A 16441-nucleotide genomic window follows, 5' to 3' on the forward strand; every position below is an offset into this window, starting at 1 on the left:
CTAATTATTAGCCAACACCAACAGCTGGATAAATAAAAAGGAGGAAATAAAGCATGCAAGTACTAGAATTAATTTTCGCGAAAGAAGATGGAAAAACAGTTGTTTTTTCTATCGAAAAACCTATCACACCCGTCGATGCACAAGTTGTAAATCAAGTAATGGATACCATCCTTGCCTCATCTGTATTTTCATCAATTCACGATAATACTCGAAAAAAAGGAGCCCGTCTCGTAGAAAGGAATGTATCTGAAGTTCCCATTAACCTCTAAATCAGTGGAGATAAACAAAAAGACGAATCTGCATCATTTTGCAGATTCGTCTTTTTTCTTCGGCATTTCGATCGGAATAAAGATTTTTGAAAAACCGACGCATACATATTTATAGTGTTCTCCGCCTATATCAAACTCGGTAGTATATGTTGAGAAGAAAATATAATCATTTCGCTTTGTATAATTCTCGATTAATAATCCAACTTGTGGCTCAACATATTTTTTCGCCAACTTCTTACCAGCCGATGCTAAATCGCCAAGGAGACCCTCTTCATTTTCCTTTTGAACTTCGTCTAACTTCTTACTTACATCATTACGTTTCATAAACTGCTTTGCTGCCCAGTCCGTATATTCACCTTTACTCGGATTACTATTTGCTAAATATACTAGAAGAACAACAACTAGAGCCATAATAATATACTTTTTCTTCATACTATCTCACCGCCTACTCTTTTCTATTTTCATATATATGTACAAGCGATGCAAATTAGAAAGACTATCATCTATTGATTGTAAACGAATAGCCAAAATTTACAATATGAAATAGAATATTAACAATTAATTTACTTAATTCGTATATAATTATATTGAGAATTATTATCATTTATAAAGGGGGAATCAAATTTATGAATGCAGAAAATGATATTATTATTTCTAATTCTACAATGATGCTAGAACCATACAAGCACCCTTATTATTGCACCAAAATTATCGACAGTAGCGGGAACCATCTTTACTCCTGTCAAACTGCTCTCCAACTCATAAAGCAATCTTGTCTAACCAATGTTCACTCTACTTATCAAGGCAGACGTAATGCCGTCCAAACAAACTTTAAATTTAAACAAAATGTCCCAATTCCGATTAATCATCGAGAATATATTTGCGCTTTCCCGACAGAGTCTCCTTCTTCTCCAAACTGTATATGGCTATTTTATAACCATATAGATGACATAGAATTTTTCAAAAAGAGTAAAAAAGCTAACATTCATTTTTCAAATGGCACTACTACAACAATACATATCAGTCCTCATAAGTTAAAACAACAATTATTAAAAGCTGGATACGTATTATCACGTATGAACATGCAAGATTCATTACAATTTAAAAACCTCTTATCACATTTACTACCTTAGCATAATAAGTAGAATGGAAAGCAATATCTCTTGCCTTCCATTCTTATAATCCTATTTATCCTCTTAAGCTATTTCGCATTTTCTCAAGCGCTTGCCGATACATCCATCTCACTTGATAATAGGTCATTTCCATCTCGCTAGCGATTTCTCCCATCGTTTTCCCTACAAAAAATCGTTCAAAAACAATGTACTTCTCCTTCTCATCTAATACACTCATAAAATCCTTCGCTCTCATTTCAATATCTTCAAAATGGAAGATATCCTCATACTCTCCTACACATACACACTTTTCTTGCACTGCAAACTCTTTCTTCAATCTTTCTAATATATAACCACGCACAGTTATTACTGCATATGCAGGAAAACTTCCTTTCTCCGCATCAAATCTTTCATACGCATACCAAAGACCAATTAAACCACATTGATAATACTCTTCATGATCTTGATAAATACCTAGCTTCTTTATTTGATTTACAATCATTCCTTCATACAAAACAACTGTCTCTGTAAAAGTCGCTGGCTTCACACAGTACCCGTTTCTAAAAGGTATACCTCTTTGTTATTCCGCCGGTACCTCAACAATATAAAAATAAAGAAGCGATTTCACTGTGAGTAATTTCAAATACTACCGCCGAAATTTGAAATTACATGACGTAGAATTTGAAATTTCAACGGTGGTATTTGAAGTATGGGTAAAAATAAAAAAGGTTCCTTCTATACATAAGAAGGAACCTCTTGTTTATAAATTTTCGATTTATACTATTCTGTAGTCATACGTTTGAAGGATCTATCGATTGCATATAGACCTGTAGCTAAAATACAACTTATAACACCAACAAATATATAAGGGTTCTTATTCGGCATATATTCTACCGCTAACAATAATACAACTAACATAAACAAAAAATTTGCTAATAATTTCTTAAACATATGTATCTACTCCTTATAACAAAAATGCAGCAATTACGTTTATAATTGCTGCATTTCTTTATAGTGACTTAAAGTACAACTATTATTGGAACATGCCTTTTACTGCGCCAAATCCAATAGTTAAGATAAAGAATACCACCATAAGGATCGTTGCTTTCTTTTTGCTTAAACCAGCTGTAATTTGAAGACCTAACCACGTGATTACAAATCCCCAAATTGTAAATACTTCAATGCTATTTGCAATACCTTTTACTGCACCGCCACTTGAGGCGAAAATCGGGCCTAAACCAGTGTAAAATTCTTTCCCTGAACCATCTAGAATAAGCGCTAAAACCGTATTTATTAATAAGCCAAGTAATGAAATGATGCTGGAGTATACAGTAATTGTTAATAATTTCTTATAAGAAGTATCATTGCTCATTAACATCATTAACACTTTGTATACTGCTGCGCTAATAAAGAAACCTATTATCATACCGATAATACCAAATACAAAGCCAGCACCAAAAGTCATCACAGGTGTAACATTAACCCCTAATTCTTGATTGAGCTTAATTGATTCAGGTGTTAAAGAATATACATAAGTACTAAGACCTCCAGTAATCCCTGATAATAAAGAAAGTATCCAAAATGCACCCCAAACCGCATTACTGTTCTTCATTCTCTCAAACTGTTCACCTGGAGAAGTAATCATCCCTAATAATGATGGCTTCTTCGCACCTACATCTTGCGTATTAATATTTGTTTCCATTATAACGCCCCCTTATTTATACTGGCATATTTGGTAAAAATGCCGCAATTAACATAACAATCGCTGCTAAGAATAACGCTTTAATGATGAATAAAACGATAATTGGAATAGCTGCTTTCACTTTACTTACTCCCGCTGTAATTTGCAGTCCTAACCAAATTAAAACGATATTCCATAAATAGAATACTTCAATCGAACTCCCTATTCCATAAGCAACTGAGCCTTCCTCAAATAGTGGTCCTAAGCTTGTATATGCAGTTGGTGCAACACCTAAAATTAAAGCTATAATACCATTAATAAATCCACCAATAATAACAACGATGTTCGTATATACAATAATTGTTACTAATTTTTTATAAGAGGTATCATTCCCATAGAACATCATAAACACTTTATAAATAGCTGCAACAACGAATGTTGCCAGCATACCACCTATAGTACCCGACACAATGCCATAAATAACATCGGATGTCAGTGAACTCTGTCCTGCGAATTCACCTAGTTCTTTTTTTATTTTAATCATTTCAGGGGACGTATTCGTAACGTATGTAGTAAAAGCACTTAACAGCCCTTGGAATAACGCCATTAAGAAGAACATACCCCAAACTTTCTCAGTCGTCTTCATTCTCTCAAACTGTAAACCAGGAGAAGTAATCATTCCGAACAATGATGGCTTCTCGCCGCCAGCTTTTTGCGTATTCACATTAGCTTCCATTATAACGCCTCCTTCTATTTATATAACCCGTTCTAACGGGCGGTTCACGTCCTCACATAGAGGCTACGAACCGCCCACTAGAACGGTAATATGCAGTAGAGAGCCCCTCTCTACTACACTACTAACTTATTCATAACGTAATGCTTCAATTGGATCTAATTTTGCAGCTTTATTCGCTGGAATTAATCCGAAAATAATACCAAGTGTCATAGAGAATAGTACGCCTCCAACGACAACTTCCCATGAAACGAGCGGTGGCCATTTTGCAAATGTGGAAACAATATATGCCCCACCATATCCAAGACCAATTCCGATCAAACCACCTAGAAGCGTTAACATGACTGCTTCAATTAAAAATTGCAATAAAATTTTACTACGTGTTGCCCCAAGCGCTTTACGTACCCCAATTTCACGCGTACGCTCCGTTACAGATACGAGCATGATGTTCATAACACCAATACCGCCAACGACTAGTGAAATACCAGCGATACCGCCGATGATCATAGTCATAATACCTGTCATTTTTGAAATACCTTCTTGAATTTCTTTTAAATTCATAACTTCGTATTTACCAGTTGCATCACTCGGTTTACGGCTGTTTAAAACATCTGCAGCTTTTTTACCGGCTTTTTCTAGATTATCTACATTTTTTGCTTGAACAGAAATATTTTGAATTTCATCTTTCCCATACAGTGTCGGCCATAATGAAATTGGAACTAGTGCCTCTGATGGTCCCATTCCCATAAATTCGTTATCTGATTTGTAGACACCAATAATTTGCATCGGTTGACCTTTCATTTCAATAATTTTGCCGACTGGATTGGCATCCTTAAACACCTTTTCTTCGAGTTGCTTACTAATCATGACGACGTTATTACCTTGATCCACATCTGATTCTTGTAAAGAACGTCCCTTTAACACCTTTACTTTATTTACTGCAAAGTACTCACTATCTAATCCAGTAATATTCACCATTTCTATTTTATCTTCAATATCAAGTGGTTCCATACTTGAATTTGTTGTTACAACATGTGCGATCTCTGGAATTTTTTTAATTTCAAAAATATCTTCTTCAGTTATCTTCGGTGCTTCTATCATTTCCATACCAAAGGGATCATTCATATCTGCACTATAATGAATCGGAACCGTTTGATTACCTGACCCAACAAATTGTGATTTCAGTGCAGCTTCCCCGCCCTGCCCAATCGCAACAACAGTAATAATAGAACCAACACCGATAATAATACCGAGCATCGTAAGAGCTGAACGCAATTTATGAGCTAAAATAGAAGATAGGGCAATTTTTATACTATCTAGTAAACTCATACCGCACACCTTCTATCTTCTGTAATTTTCCCATCTCGCAGTACAATGCGGCGAGAAGAATACGCTGCTACTTCCTCTTCATGCGTAACCATAACAATCGTTGTACCTTCTGCATTAAGCTTCGTGAAAATATTCATCACTTGCTCACCAGACTTCGTATCAAGCGCACCAGTAGGCTCATCAGCCATAATGAACGTTGGATTATTCGCAATCGACCTTGCAATCGCTACACGCTGCTTCTGTCCACCTGATAATTCATTCGGCAAATGGTGAACCCTATCTGATAAACCGACTTTACCAAGCGCTTCCAGAGCCCTTTGACGACGCTCTGCTTTCTTCACACCACCGTATACGAGCGGAAGTTCAACATTTTCTACTGCTGAAAGACGTGGCAGCAAATTAAAATGCTGAAACACAAAGCCAATATATTCATTACGAATTAAAGCAAGCTTTGACTCGTCTGCTGTTAAGATATTCACATCATTCAGCATATATTCGCCTTCTGTTGGACGATCTAAACAACCGATAATATTCATAAGCGTTGATTTACCAGAACCAGACGGTCCCATAATCGAAACGAACTCACCGCTTTGAATTGTTAAACTAATATCATGTAAGATCGGCACTGCCAACTTTCCTTGATAATACGTTTTAGCAATATTATTTAACGTAATCATTTCTCTTTCACTTCCATTCCGTCATACACGTCGTCGGAAGGATTTTTAACCACCTTTTGCCCCACTGTTGCGCCTTCAGTAATTTCTGTCCAGTCTCCATCAGTAGAACCTTTTTTCACATTTTGTTTACGAAGCTTTCCTTTATCCTCAACATAAACAAATGCATCATCGCCTTTTTCTACAATGCTCTTAGTTGGAACAGCAATCATCGTCTTATTCTCTAAATTTACTTGTAATGAAACGTGATAACCCGGAGATAAACCATCTTGACTATCAAGACTTGCTTTATATGTATATTGGGACATATTTTGAGTCGCTTCACCCATACCACCAGCTTGAGCCATCTCTGCACTCGTTGGGAATTCACTTACCTCTGTAATTTTACCTGTCCACTTTTTCTTATTATTTGCTTTCGCAGTTACAGTAAATGTTTGATCTGGTTGAATTTGTGACTTTTGAAGCTCAGTTAACGTCCCTTGAACTTGGAACGGATCTTTAGAAGCGACTTGTAAAAATGCCTTTCCTTGACCACCTAAAGCTTGAGATGAACTTTGCGCCGCATCTTTATCTAACTTTTGAACGACACCAGTAAAATTACTATAAATCGTAAGCTCTTTCTGCTTTTTACTTAATTCTTCTTTTTGTAACTTTCCTTTTTCTTTCTCAAGATCGGTTGTCTTTTGCGCCATCTCTAACTCACTTACTTGCTCTTCCATCGGATCTGTTACTTCTTTCCCAGCTCCGCTATCTTTCGCCTTCTTAACTTCTTTCTTCAACGAATCAATCTTCTTCTTCCCTTGATCATAACGCATATCCGCCATCTTCTGATCAAGCTCAGCTTGCTTCATTTGAAGATTCATTTCTTCATTATCATAAGAGAATAACTTTGTTCCCTTTTCTACCTCTTGCCCTTCTTTCACAACAATTTCTTTCACTTTTCCTTTAGTCGGATCAGCATAGAAACTTTCAATATTTGCAGGCTTCACCTGTCCCGCAATTAACTTCGTATTATTAAGCTTTCGCTCCGTTACCTTCTCAAAACTTACAGCATCAGCCGTTGTTGTTGCGCCCTTCTTCTTCCCTTGTATTACAAAAATATTAACTGCTGCTACAATAACAATTAGTGCAATAACCCCGATAATAATCCATTTCTTCTTCTTGTTTGGAGTACGAACCGTATTTGGTAACATATTCTCTCTCCTTTTATAACTTAATAGTTTAGTAGATATTCGAATTGTATAAAACTTTCTGAAAACAAATTACATATTATTACATTCTTTTTACAAAGTTTTACACATTCATTTATATTGTAACAAAAATTCCAATGATTAGAAATATGACATCTTGTCTTTTAAGATAGATTTAAGGAAAGATTATATTAATATAAAAAAAGCCATCCAAAATGGTGATTGGATAGCTTTTTAAATAAAATATTACGCCGCTTTAGGGCCTTTGCTCTCATGTCCACGTTGAACGATGAACAAGAAGACTGTTGATAAAATTGCACCTGTTAATAGTAAGATGAAGCAACCGTCCCAGCCAGAACGATCAACAATAACACCGATTGCTGCGTTTGCTACAAGACTTCCGCCTACATAACCGAATAGACCACACATACCAACTGTCGTACCTACTGCAAATTTCGGTACTAATTCCATCGCACTTAAACCAATTAAGAACTGTGGTACATAAATTAAACAACCAATAATAGAAACTGCAATACTTACAACAAGTATGCTAGTTGCTTGCCAATATACAAACGTACCAATAACAACTCCGACCATACTAATGATACATAATGGCATACGTTTTCCTTTAAATAGTTTATCACTTAAAAGACCAACGATTAATGAACTTGGAATTGCCATACCCTCAAAGATTGCGTATGCCGCATGTGCTTCATTTTTTGAGAAACCTTTAACTGTCGTTAAATAAAGTGGAACCCAGTTAATAACACCGAAGCGAATTAAATACACAAATGCATTCGCAATACATAAGAACCAAACAAATTTATTTTTCACTACATATTTCATTAAAATTTCTTTTGGTGACATCTTGTTAGCATGATCTGCTTTTTCAAGATTTTCATAGTCATTACGATACTCATTAATTGGAGGAAGACCTTCTGATTCTGGTGTATCCTTCGCATTAATCCAAACAAGAACTGAAATTACCATTGCGATAATCGCTGGGAAAATAAACACGCCGCCTTGCCAATGGTTTTCACCAAAAATAGCTACACCAATTCCGACAAGTGGTGGCACAAGCATTCCGCCAACGTTATGTGAAATATTCCAAATACCTGTTTTCGTACCACGTTCTTTCTTCGAGAACCATTTCGTCATAACGATACTACAAGGTGGTGCTCCCATACCTTGTACAATACCATTTAGAACAAGTAATGTAACAATCATTCCAAAGGATGATGCAAAACCGAAACAAATATTTACAAGCCCTGATAAGAATAAACCGACTGCGATAAAGCGCTGGGCGAAAGCTTTATCTGATAAATTCCCCATAAAGAACTTACTAAATCCATAAACAATTGCCATGATTGAACCTAGTAGTCCAATTTCAGCTGTACTAAATCCATATTCTTGTACTAAATACGTACTTGATAACGTAAAGTTACTACGAACTAAATAATAAGCAGCATACCCAACTGAAATTCCCATTAATACACGAATACGTAATAATTTGTATACTCGATCAATCATATCCGCTGGCAATCGCTCAATTGCAGGTGCTGGCTTAAGCCATTTAAACATATATTTTCGTCTCCTTTTCTCACTTCTGAGAGAGACGCTGTCTATTCCATATCTCGATTATTCCGCTATTTGATATATTTTTGTTTGTTCTTCTAACCGGCTGTCCTTCTATTTCTTGCTCATTCTTCGCAAACATCGTTGGTACGCCAAACGAAACCTTCTCTAAAATGTGACCCGCTTCTTCTGATAAACAATAATCAATAAATAAATCCGCAATAATACCATTCGGTGCACGTTTTAGTTTCGAAATCGCATTAACAGATAACCCTGTTTGCTCAGGTACAATACTTACAATTGGAAAGCCTTGTTTTTGAAGCATTCTCTGGTCTCCCATGAAATTGATGCCTATCATATACTCACCACTCGCAACTAGCTCTACTGGTATGTAACCATTCACCGTTACTTCACCAATTTGTCCTGCGAGTTTCTTAACATATTCCTTCGCTTCCTCTTCACCTACAGTATCAATGAGTGATTGAAAAAACGTATATGCTGTTCCTGAGACATTTGGATCTGGCATTACAATCTTTCCCTTATATACTGGATTTAATAAATCTTGCCACCTTGATGGATAAGAAAGTCCGAGCGGTGCTATTTCTTCATTCCACCGCTCTTTATTGATCGCAATTGCCAGTTTCTCCACTTCATAACCGTACCAATAACCGTCTTTATCTTTAACAGTTTTTGAAATACGGTTCGCATGCTGACTCGTAACAGGAATAGATAGATTTTTTTGCTTCATCATTTGATGCGCGTCTACCGTACCGCCAATAATAATATCCGCTTTCGGATTTCCAGCTTCCTCTTCTACCCTCCGAAGAAGCTCTTCTGTCGAAAGACGAATAAATTCATACGTACAGCCGCGTGGTTTACAAAATGATGACAGCAAAGCTTCACCCACTTCCTCACGAGCTGCTACATACGCAACAAGATGACGATCATCCAAAATAGGGAGACCACTTTTATTATATTTAATAGAGGTTGTATCTCGAGAGCAACTAGACATCGCTCCTCCAATTACTAGCAAAAAGAAGAAAAAGGCTATCTTTCTCATGACACATTCTCCTTTACAAATAAATTTGCGAGGGAGCTTTTCATATACATGACATTCCCATTATTATCACCGAGATATTGCACAACAAAGTACGATGGATATACAGAAATAGTAAGAATGTCTTCTCGCTCATTCTTTATACGCTTCCCTGTTTTATAAGCGGTAATATAAGCAATCGGTTCATTCTGTGATTGTAACAATTTCTGTATTTCTCCGTAATCTGTAATTTGCTTTGCGTACCGAATCGAATCAAGTATGTGCGTAAGATTCATCGCACGTTCTACATCACCTTGGCGTACTATAACATCCTGCGCTGACGCAAAAAAATCACTAATACGTTCTGGTGTGTAATACAGGCTTAACAAATACGTTTGAAATGCTGAAATCATTGGGTCCGTACCATTCTTTCCGTACATATCAGCCCCGTACTGGAACAAGTCACCTACTGCAAAAGTACGTTTATGTCCATTCAAGTACGTTACTTCTCCAGTAAATACTTGTTCTTGATTCTTAGCTTCTCTCGGTTCTATTTGAATTCGGTCAAAGAATGAAACAACCGTATGCAAACGAACTTCATCCGTTATAACAATTTCTCCCCACTTTTCATGCCTAACTTTCATTTCAGTAGGCAGGGATTCATTCACTCTTTGTAAAACAGTTTGTTTGTCATTCACTATGGTGATTCGATTATATATTTGCTTCTCCATCACATAAAACAAAATAAGAGAAACGATTATACAAAGGACAAACATAAGAATTTGAAATGATAGCCTTTTCATTTCTGCCTACCTCCAAGATAAAAAAACGTTGTTTCGAAAATACCGCATAATTGTTTCATAAATGTATCATTTAACCGCTTTCAAGTTTTTTATATCTTCCATCCGTCTCGGAAGCAAGAATGTAATAAATATCGTAGTACCTATTTCTTCACTACTCTCAATCCGCATACTTCCGCCCTGTTTATTCATAATCTCCTGACAAATATACAAACCGTAACCATTCCCGTAACTAGAAGGAAGTACCTTCCCTTCTGGCGATTCATTCCACTCTGCAAGCACACCTTCATCTATACCAATGCCATCATCATGAACAAAAACCTTCGCCTCACGTTCATTTACAATTACATTCATACGAATTTGCGTAGCATCGCTATATTTTATCGCATTATCCAGCACGTTTAAGAATATCTGTTTCGTCTTATCGAAGTCCGCAACAACATGCACATCTGTTAACTCATTTATAACTTCAATCTCAAATTTCTGCAGGCGAGGTTTCACAATTGAAACTGCTTCTTCTGCTAATTCCTTTATATTCACAACTGTAGGTGACACTTCAAACGTACTCTTCCCGTACTTTGAAGACTTAAGTAATTCCTCTACAAGTGATAATAAACGCTCACTTTCTACAGCTACATAACGCAGGCTCTCCTGTACATCTTCCTTCGCCTTTAACTTCGGAATTAAATCCACATAACCAATAATCGCCGTTAACGGTGTTTTCAGCTCATGCGTAATACGGTCTAAGAAATCTTTCTGCTTCTCTTTCTCCTCTTTCAATTGCTTAATATGCAGTTCAATTCCATCGGCCATCGCATTAAAAGATGCCGAAAGCTGAGCAATTTCCACATATTCATTTAGCTCAATCTTGCTTTTATAATCCCCATTCGCAAGCCGTTGTGCCATTTGTCTTAACTGATCAATCGGCTTATGAAGAGACTTTGCCAATCGAATTGCAAAGAAAATACCCGTAGCTACGAGACAAAGAGACGTCATTAAGAACGTCCAACCAACATTTGTCAAAACTTCCTTCTCACCCGTTAATTCATTTATGAAGCGAACACTTCCAATGACATCGTTTCCATAATAAACTGGGCTTGAAAACAAAAGAATTGGAGCTGGGTCTCCCTCTTCAAAAACATAAGACTTCTTCCCCTTCAAAGAGCTCCCAATATCAATGTTTCGATGAAGAAGTGCTCCTTTTTGTGTATCCGCAACAACATCTCCATTCTTTCCAATCATCTGTACACGGACATCCATGCGCTTCGCTAAATACGAAGCAATTAAAAGTGAATTCGGACCGAGCGTCTCTACCTCTGCTTCCTTCTCTAAATAATTCATCGTATAAATTTGTGCTTCTACACTTAACTTCTCTAAAGAATTTGCCGCGTTATGATACATATTCTTTTCTAACGTAATATAAACAACTGCGTACAAAAGAACAAAAATCGGGATTAACAGTCCCACTATTCCAAACACCATATTTCTTTTTAAAGACATACCATCACCACTTAACAATCCAGTTTATAGCCAACGCCATAAATTGTCTTAATATATTCCCCGCTACTCCCTAGCTTCTTCCGCAGTCTTTGCACCATAATATCAACCGCTCTCGTATTTCCGATATACTCAAACCCCCATACTTTCTCAAGTAACTCATCTCTCATAAATACACGTTGTGGATTGGAAACAAACAACTGACATAAATTAAACTCTCGGTACGTTAACTGAATTTCTTCTCCACTAACATGTACTTTTCTTTCCTTAGGACAAATGATTAACTCTCCAGCTCGAATAACCTCGTGGCTTACAGCGACCTCCTCTTTCTTCACACGCCTGCTCATATTCTTCACACGAAGAATAAGCTCCGCATAATTGAAAGGCTTCGTCACATAATCATCCGCACCAAGCTGTAACCCAAGCAATTTATCATTCATCTGACTCTTTGCAGTTAACATGAGTACTGGAATATCCCTATTTTTCTCACGAAACAGACGAAGTAACTCATACCCATCTGTATCTGGAAGCATAACATCCAAAATCAATACATCTGGCCCTTCCTTCCATCTCTCTAAAGCTTCTCTCCCGTCAGCCGCAGTCAACACTTCGTATCCTTCCATCTCCAACTGCATCCGAATCAAATTACGAATACTTGATTCATCATCAACTACAAGTATTTTCATTATTCTCCTCCTTCCATCCCGTATTATAGTACAGTTTAGTATAGCAAAAATCTTATAAAAAAAGAGAGGGTATTGTCGAACATATTTTGTCGACGATACCCTCTCTTTCACTTATTATATTTACCCCGCATTAACGGGCAGTGGGATGACTCCTCCACTGATTAAAATTTCACTTTATTTAGCATATCCATTAGGTTGCTTCTGATGCCAATTCCAAGCATGCTCAATGATTGTCTTCACATTTACATACTGAGGATCCCAACCTAATTTCTCTTTCGCTTTCTGAGAAGAAGCAACTAAACGTGCTGGATCTCCCGCACGGCGCGGTGCAATTTCAGCAGGAATTTCATGATTTGTAACTTCACGAACTGCATCAACGATTTCTTTTACACTGAAACCATTACCATTTCCTAAGTTATAAAAATCACTCTCTCCGCCGTTCTGTAAGTCTTTAAGCCCTAAGAAGTGAGCTGCCACTAAATCTTCAACATGAATATAATCACGGATACAAGTACCATCTGGTGTATTATAATCTTCACCAAACATCATAATCTTCTCACGTTGACCTAACGCCACTTGCAACACAAGTGGAATTAAATGTGTCTCTGGACGGTGGTCTTCCCCAATAATACCATTTGGAGTTGCACCAGCCACGTTAAAGTATCTGAAAATCTTGTAACGTAAATTAGAAGCTTGGCTATACCAATGAAGCATCTTCTCGATTGCTAACTTCGTTTCTCCATACGTATTCGTTGGATTTGTCATCGTTTCCTCAGTAATAAGTTCCACATCTACATCACCATACGCTGCCGCAGTAGAAGAGAAAATAAATTTATCTACCTTAAACTCATCCATTACCTCTAATAAGCAAAGTGCACCATACACATTGTTATTATAATATTGAAGAGGCTTCTCCATACTAACTCCAACTAAAGAATCAGCTGCGAAATGCATAACCGCCTCAATATTTTCTTGTGTAAAAACATCTCTTAAAAATGCTTTATCACGAAGGTCGCCATTATAAAACTTCGCACCTTCCGTAATTGCATCCTCATGACCAGTTTGTAAGTTATCTACTACTACAACAGATAAACCTTCGTCTACTAATTTTTTCACAGCGTGAGAACCGATATAACCAGCTCCGCCGCAGATTAGAATTGAATTCATTGTCTTCCTCCTACATATATTAGGATTTCTTATTCACTTACTTATTATAAAAGGTATACGATTGCTCGTATACCTTTTGTGTACCTTTATTACTTAGCAACGAAATAATCTGTTACATATTGTGCCCAAACTTCGTGGCCTTTAGCACTTGAGAAACCGAATTCTGTCTAAAGGAGTTTGGTCATTACTTATTACTTAGTTACTTCAAGATGCGCTCTTAATTTATTCGTTAAATCTTGTTTTGCTGCATCTGGAACATAGTAGTACCAAATGCCATCAGCTGCCTTGTGACCATCACCTGGGATTTGGATATCCTCACTATTTTTCAAGCAATCTTTATAGTTCTTTTGCATATCAAACATTTGATCTTGCGTTAAGTTTGTCTTCACATTCTTTTGAATTGCTGCTAATACATCTCCATAACCTGTTAAAGAAGAGAAGCTTGCACCTTTTTTGATAACACCTTGCATCACTTGACGTTGGCGCATCTGACGACCAAAGTCACCACGTGGATCTTGTTTACGCATACGTGTGAATGCTAGAGCTTGGTCACCTGTTAAATGAATATTCCCTTTCGCAAAATGATGTCCATCCTGCGTAAATTCTAAATCATTAGTTACATCTACCCCACCGACTGCATCAACGATATCTTTAAAGCCTTCCATGTTCACTTCAATATAATAATTAATAGGAACATTTAAGAAATTTTCGACTGTCGCTACAGACATATCTACTCCGCCGAATGCATAAGCATGATTGATTTTATCGCTTTTACCTTTTCCAACAATTTCTGTATAAGTATCACGAGGAATACTTACTGTTTTCATAGAGTTATTTTTAGGATTTAATGTAATTACCATTAAAGAGTCTGAACGCCCTTTATCATTACCACGCTCGTCTGCCCCTAGTAATAAAATTGACACTGGTTCACTCTTGCTAACTTTTTCTCCAACGTTACTGTTGTTTTGATCACGTTTTAAAGGTTGATGAACTTCCTTTAATGTATTAGATACAGAAGAATATACATTATAGGCATAAACTCCTCCACCTATGATTAGTACTCCGAGAATACCGAGTACCCAAAATAAAATTTTCTTTTTCATACCTTTACCCTCTTTATCAAAATTTAAAATAATATATCTATTTTTATACTCCCCACTATATTACATTATTCTTGATTAAAAATAAAAGATAAATTAAAAAGAGCAATTAGTATTTGCCATCAAAACAAGAAAAACTCCATCAATTCAATGATGAAGTTTTTTATTATCTTCTATATTCATATAAGTGTAATTTCCCCATAAAACAAAAAGATCCACACTTCTAATTTCTAATTATTTTTCAGTTTGGCCATCCTCTCGCATTAAGATGGATTTTTTCTATATTTATATAAATCCCTTGTTCCACGCATATCAAAGAAAAATAACTTAACATTCAGACAATTAATATGAATGAACCCCTATGCATAGTACCTTTATCCCTTCACTACTTTTCTCTGATATACCAAATATCTTTTGAAATGTCTTTGCAGCTAACAGCTACATAGTCATCGTTCCAAACAAAATTACCCGATTTAAAAATTGCAATCATCCTTGGATTATTTTGATATAAAAACATATCGCCATCTTTAAACTTTCCATTCTCATAATCATGTAAAACCTCATATAGCTTCACATTCATCATCTCTTTTTCTCTATTTTGATAAACTCATTTTATATTTCTTTTACTAAAAAGTTGTGTTTTTCTTATGAAATCGCTGTGAACCTTTATAATTTTTTAAAAATCCTACCCTTATACACTTAACGGTTTAATTTATAAATTCCTACCTTTGCTTTATTCTTTCATCATGCTATAAATACCTGCAAATTTATATAAATTCCCTTCCTATTATTCCAATTTCCCCCTAACTTATTTAATAAAAACTCTTACTAATATTCTATAGTGTTACTACTACTAAACTTATTTGTTAAAAAAATCACATATTAATACTTGCAAATAAAATAGGTGGACACAAGGCTAAAAATTCAACCCGGTATCCACCTATCTGTATAAAAAACATTTTACGTTTACTATTCTTTTTTATCTCCAAGGGCGAACGTTATTTCTGTCTCACAAGCAATTTCACCATCTACAGTAGCAATTGCTTTTCCTTTTCCAATCGCTCCACGTACACGTGTCATTTCAACTTCTAAACGAAGTTGGTCACCTGGACGGACTTGTCGTTTAAAACGGCAATTATCGATGCCTGCGAAGAATGCTAAACGGCCACGATTCTCCTCTTTCTTCAACATAGCAACAGCACCAACTTGTGCTAACGCCTCTACAATTAAAACACCTGGCATTACAGGATAATCTGGAAAATGTCCATTAAAAAATTCTTCATTAGCTGTAACATTCTTTATCCCAATAGCACGCTTTCCTTCTTCTACTTCTAAAACTTTATCCACTAGTAGAAATGGATAGCGATGAGGAATTATTTCTTTAATTTGTTGAATATCTAGCATACACTTCTCTCCTTAAACAAGATTGGTCATACCACCGGAAGTTATACTATCATTATCCCATTTTAAATCTCATTTGTCATTATAAAAAAGGATTTCAAGATTTCTCTTCTAAATAAAAAAATGTATACACTCTTTTCAATGTGTATTATCACTGACACGGAGGTTGAAAAGAGTGTATACCCAAGTTA

General features: G+C 36.2%; 19 protein-coding genes. 2 read left to right on the plus strand and 17 right to left on the minus strand.

Going from position 1 to position 16441, the window contains the following annotated elements:
* Positions 1-53: 53 nt before the first annotated feature.
* Entirely contained in the window at positions 54-269 is a 216-nt protein-coding gene (locus KZZ19_RS25685) for a DUF2922 domain-containing protein (RefSeq protein ID WP_088098450.1), read from the plus strand.
* A gap of 33 nt (positions 270-302) precedes the next feature.
* Here the strand turns inward: KZZ19_RS25685 and KZZ19_RS25690 are convergent, their stop codons facing one another.
* Complete coding sequence (locus KZZ19_RS25690) at positions 303-701, minus strand: DUF4359 domain-containing protein (protein WP_000731403.1); 399 nt, start codon at positions 699-701, stop codon at positions 303-305.
* Positions 702-895: 194 nt separating this feature from the next.
* On the opposite strand from KZZ19_RS25690, the gene KZZ19_RS25695 reads away from it, so the two are divergent.
* The gene (locus tag KZZ19_RS25695) at positions 896-1402 is read left to right on the plus strand and encodes a competence protein ComK (protein ID WP_237981244.1); all 507 of its coding nucleotides are present in this window, start codon (positions 896-898) and stop codon (positions 1400-1402) included.
* 55 nt (positions 1403-1457) lie between these two features.
* Here KZZ19_RS25695 and KZZ19_RS25700 read toward each other — a convergent pair whose 3' ends face one another.
* From KZZ19_RS25700 to fabZ, 16 genes are all read right to left on the minus strand, one after another.
* Entirely contained in the window at positions 1458-1928 is a 471-nt protein-coding gene (locus KZZ19_RS25700; RefSeq protein ID WP_237981243.1) for a sigma-70 family RNA polymerase sigma factor, read from the minus strand.
* Between the two features lie 233 nt (positions 1929-2161).
* Positions 2162-2332, minus strand: a complete 171-nt coding sequence (locus KZZ19_RS25705) for a hypothetical protein (RefSeq protein WP_170930163.1) — start codon at positions 2330-2332, stop codon at positions 2162-2164.
* 82 nt (positions 2333-2414) lie between these two features.
* Complete coding sequence (locus tag KZZ19_RS25710) at positions 2415-3083, minus strand: Yip1 family protein (RefSeq protein WP_237981242.1); 669 nt, start codon at positions 3081-3083, stop codon at positions 2415-2417.
* A gap of 16 nt (positions 3084-3099) precedes the next feature.
* Positions 3100-3798: a Yip1 family protein gene (locus tag KZZ19_RS25715; RefSeq protein ID WP_237981241.1), complete on the minus strand. Its 699-nt coding sequence runs from the start codon at positions 3796-3798 to the stop codon at positions 3100-3102.
* Between the two features lie 126 nt (positions 3799-3924).
* Positions 3925-5124 (minus strand): ABC transporter permease, encoded by a 1200-nt coding sequence (locus tag KZZ19_RS25720; protein WP_226545790.1) that lies wholly within the window; start codon positions 5122-5124, stop codon positions 3925-3927.
* The gene (locus KZZ19_RS25725; RefSeq protein ID WP_048542605.1) at positions 5121-5801 is read right to left on the minus strand and encodes an ABC transporter ATP-binding protein; all 681 of its coding nucleotides are present in this window, start codon (positions 5799-5801) and stop codon (positions 5121-5123) included. The genes KZZ19_RS25720 and KZZ19_RS25725 overlap by 4 nt, the downstream gene beginning before the upstream one ends.
* Positions 5798-6991, minus strand: coding sequence for an efflux RND transporter periplasmic adaptor subunit (locus KZZ19_RS25730; protein WP_237981240.1), 1194 nt, complete (start codon positions 6989-6991; stop codon positions 5798-5800). The genes KZZ19_RS25725 and KZZ19_RS25730 overlap by 4 nt, the downstream gene beginning before the upstream one ends.
* A gap of 243 nt (positions 6992-7234) precedes the next feature.
* On the minus strand, positions 7235-8569 hold the full coding sequence (locus tag KZZ19_RS25735; RefSeq protein ID WP_237981239.1) for an MFS transporter: 1335 nt from the start codon (positions 8567-8569) through the stop codon (positions 7235-7237).
* Between the two features lie 19 nt (positions 8570-8588).
* Positions 8589-9623: an ABC transporter substrate-binding protein gene (locus tag KZZ19_RS25740; RefSeq protein ID WP_237981238.1), complete on the minus strand. Its 1035-nt coding sequence runs from the start codon at positions 9621-9623 to the stop codon at positions 8589-8591.
* Positions 9620-10402 (minus strand): DUF3919 family protein, encoded by a 783-nt coding sequence (locus tag KZZ19_RS25745; RefSeq protein WP_237981237.1) that lies wholly within the window; start codon positions 10400-10402, stop codon positions 9620-9622. The genes KZZ19_RS25740 and KZZ19_RS25745 overlap by 4 nt, the downstream gene beginning before the upstream one ends.
* Before the next feature lie 66 nt (positions 10403-10468).
* Positions 10469-11899, minus strand: coding sequence for a HAMP domain-containing sensor histidine kinase (locus tag KZZ19_RS25750; protein ID WP_237981236.1), 1431 nt, complete (start codon positions 11897-11899; stop codon positions 10469-10471).
* 11 nt (positions 11900-11910) lie between these two features.
* Positions 11911-12582: a response regulator transcription factor gene (locus KZZ19_RS25755; RefSeq protein WP_237981235.1), complete on the minus strand. Its 672-nt coding sequence runs from the start codon at positions 12580-12582 to the stop codon at positions 11911-11913.
* Between the two features lie 174 nt (positions 12583-12756).
* Entirely contained in the window at positions 12757-13749 is a 993-nt protein-coding gene (gene galE / locus KZZ19_RS25760; RefSeq protein WP_237981234.1) for a UDP-glucose 4-epimerase GalE, read from the minus strand.
* 191 nt (positions 13750-13940) lie between these two features.
* Positions 13941-14852, minus strand: coding sequence for a transcription antiterminator LytR (gene lytR, locus KZZ19_RS25765; protein ID WP_237981233.1), 912 nt, complete (start codon positions 14850-14852; stop codon positions 13941-13943).
* 382 nt (positions 14853-15234) lie between these two features.
* Positions 15235-15432: a hypothetical protein gene (locus KZZ19_RS25770; protein WP_237981232.1), complete on the minus strand. Its 198-nt coding sequence runs from the start codon at positions 15430-15432 to the stop codon at positions 15235-15237.
* A 386-nt stretch (positions 15433-15818) separates the two neighbouring features.
* A complete protein-coding gene (fabZ, locus tag KZZ19_RS25775; RefSeq protein ID WP_000884318.1) occupies positions 15819-16253 on the minus strand; it encodes a 3-hydroxyacyl-ACP dehydratase FabZ in 435 nt (144 codons plus the stop codon).
* Between the last annotated feature and the right edge of the window lie 188 nt (positions 16254-16441).

This window comes from Bacillus thuringiensis (genome assembly GCF_022095615.2).
Lineage (GTDB): Bacteria > Bacillota > Bacilli > Bacillales > Bacillaceae_G > Bacillus_A > Bacillus_A cereus_AG.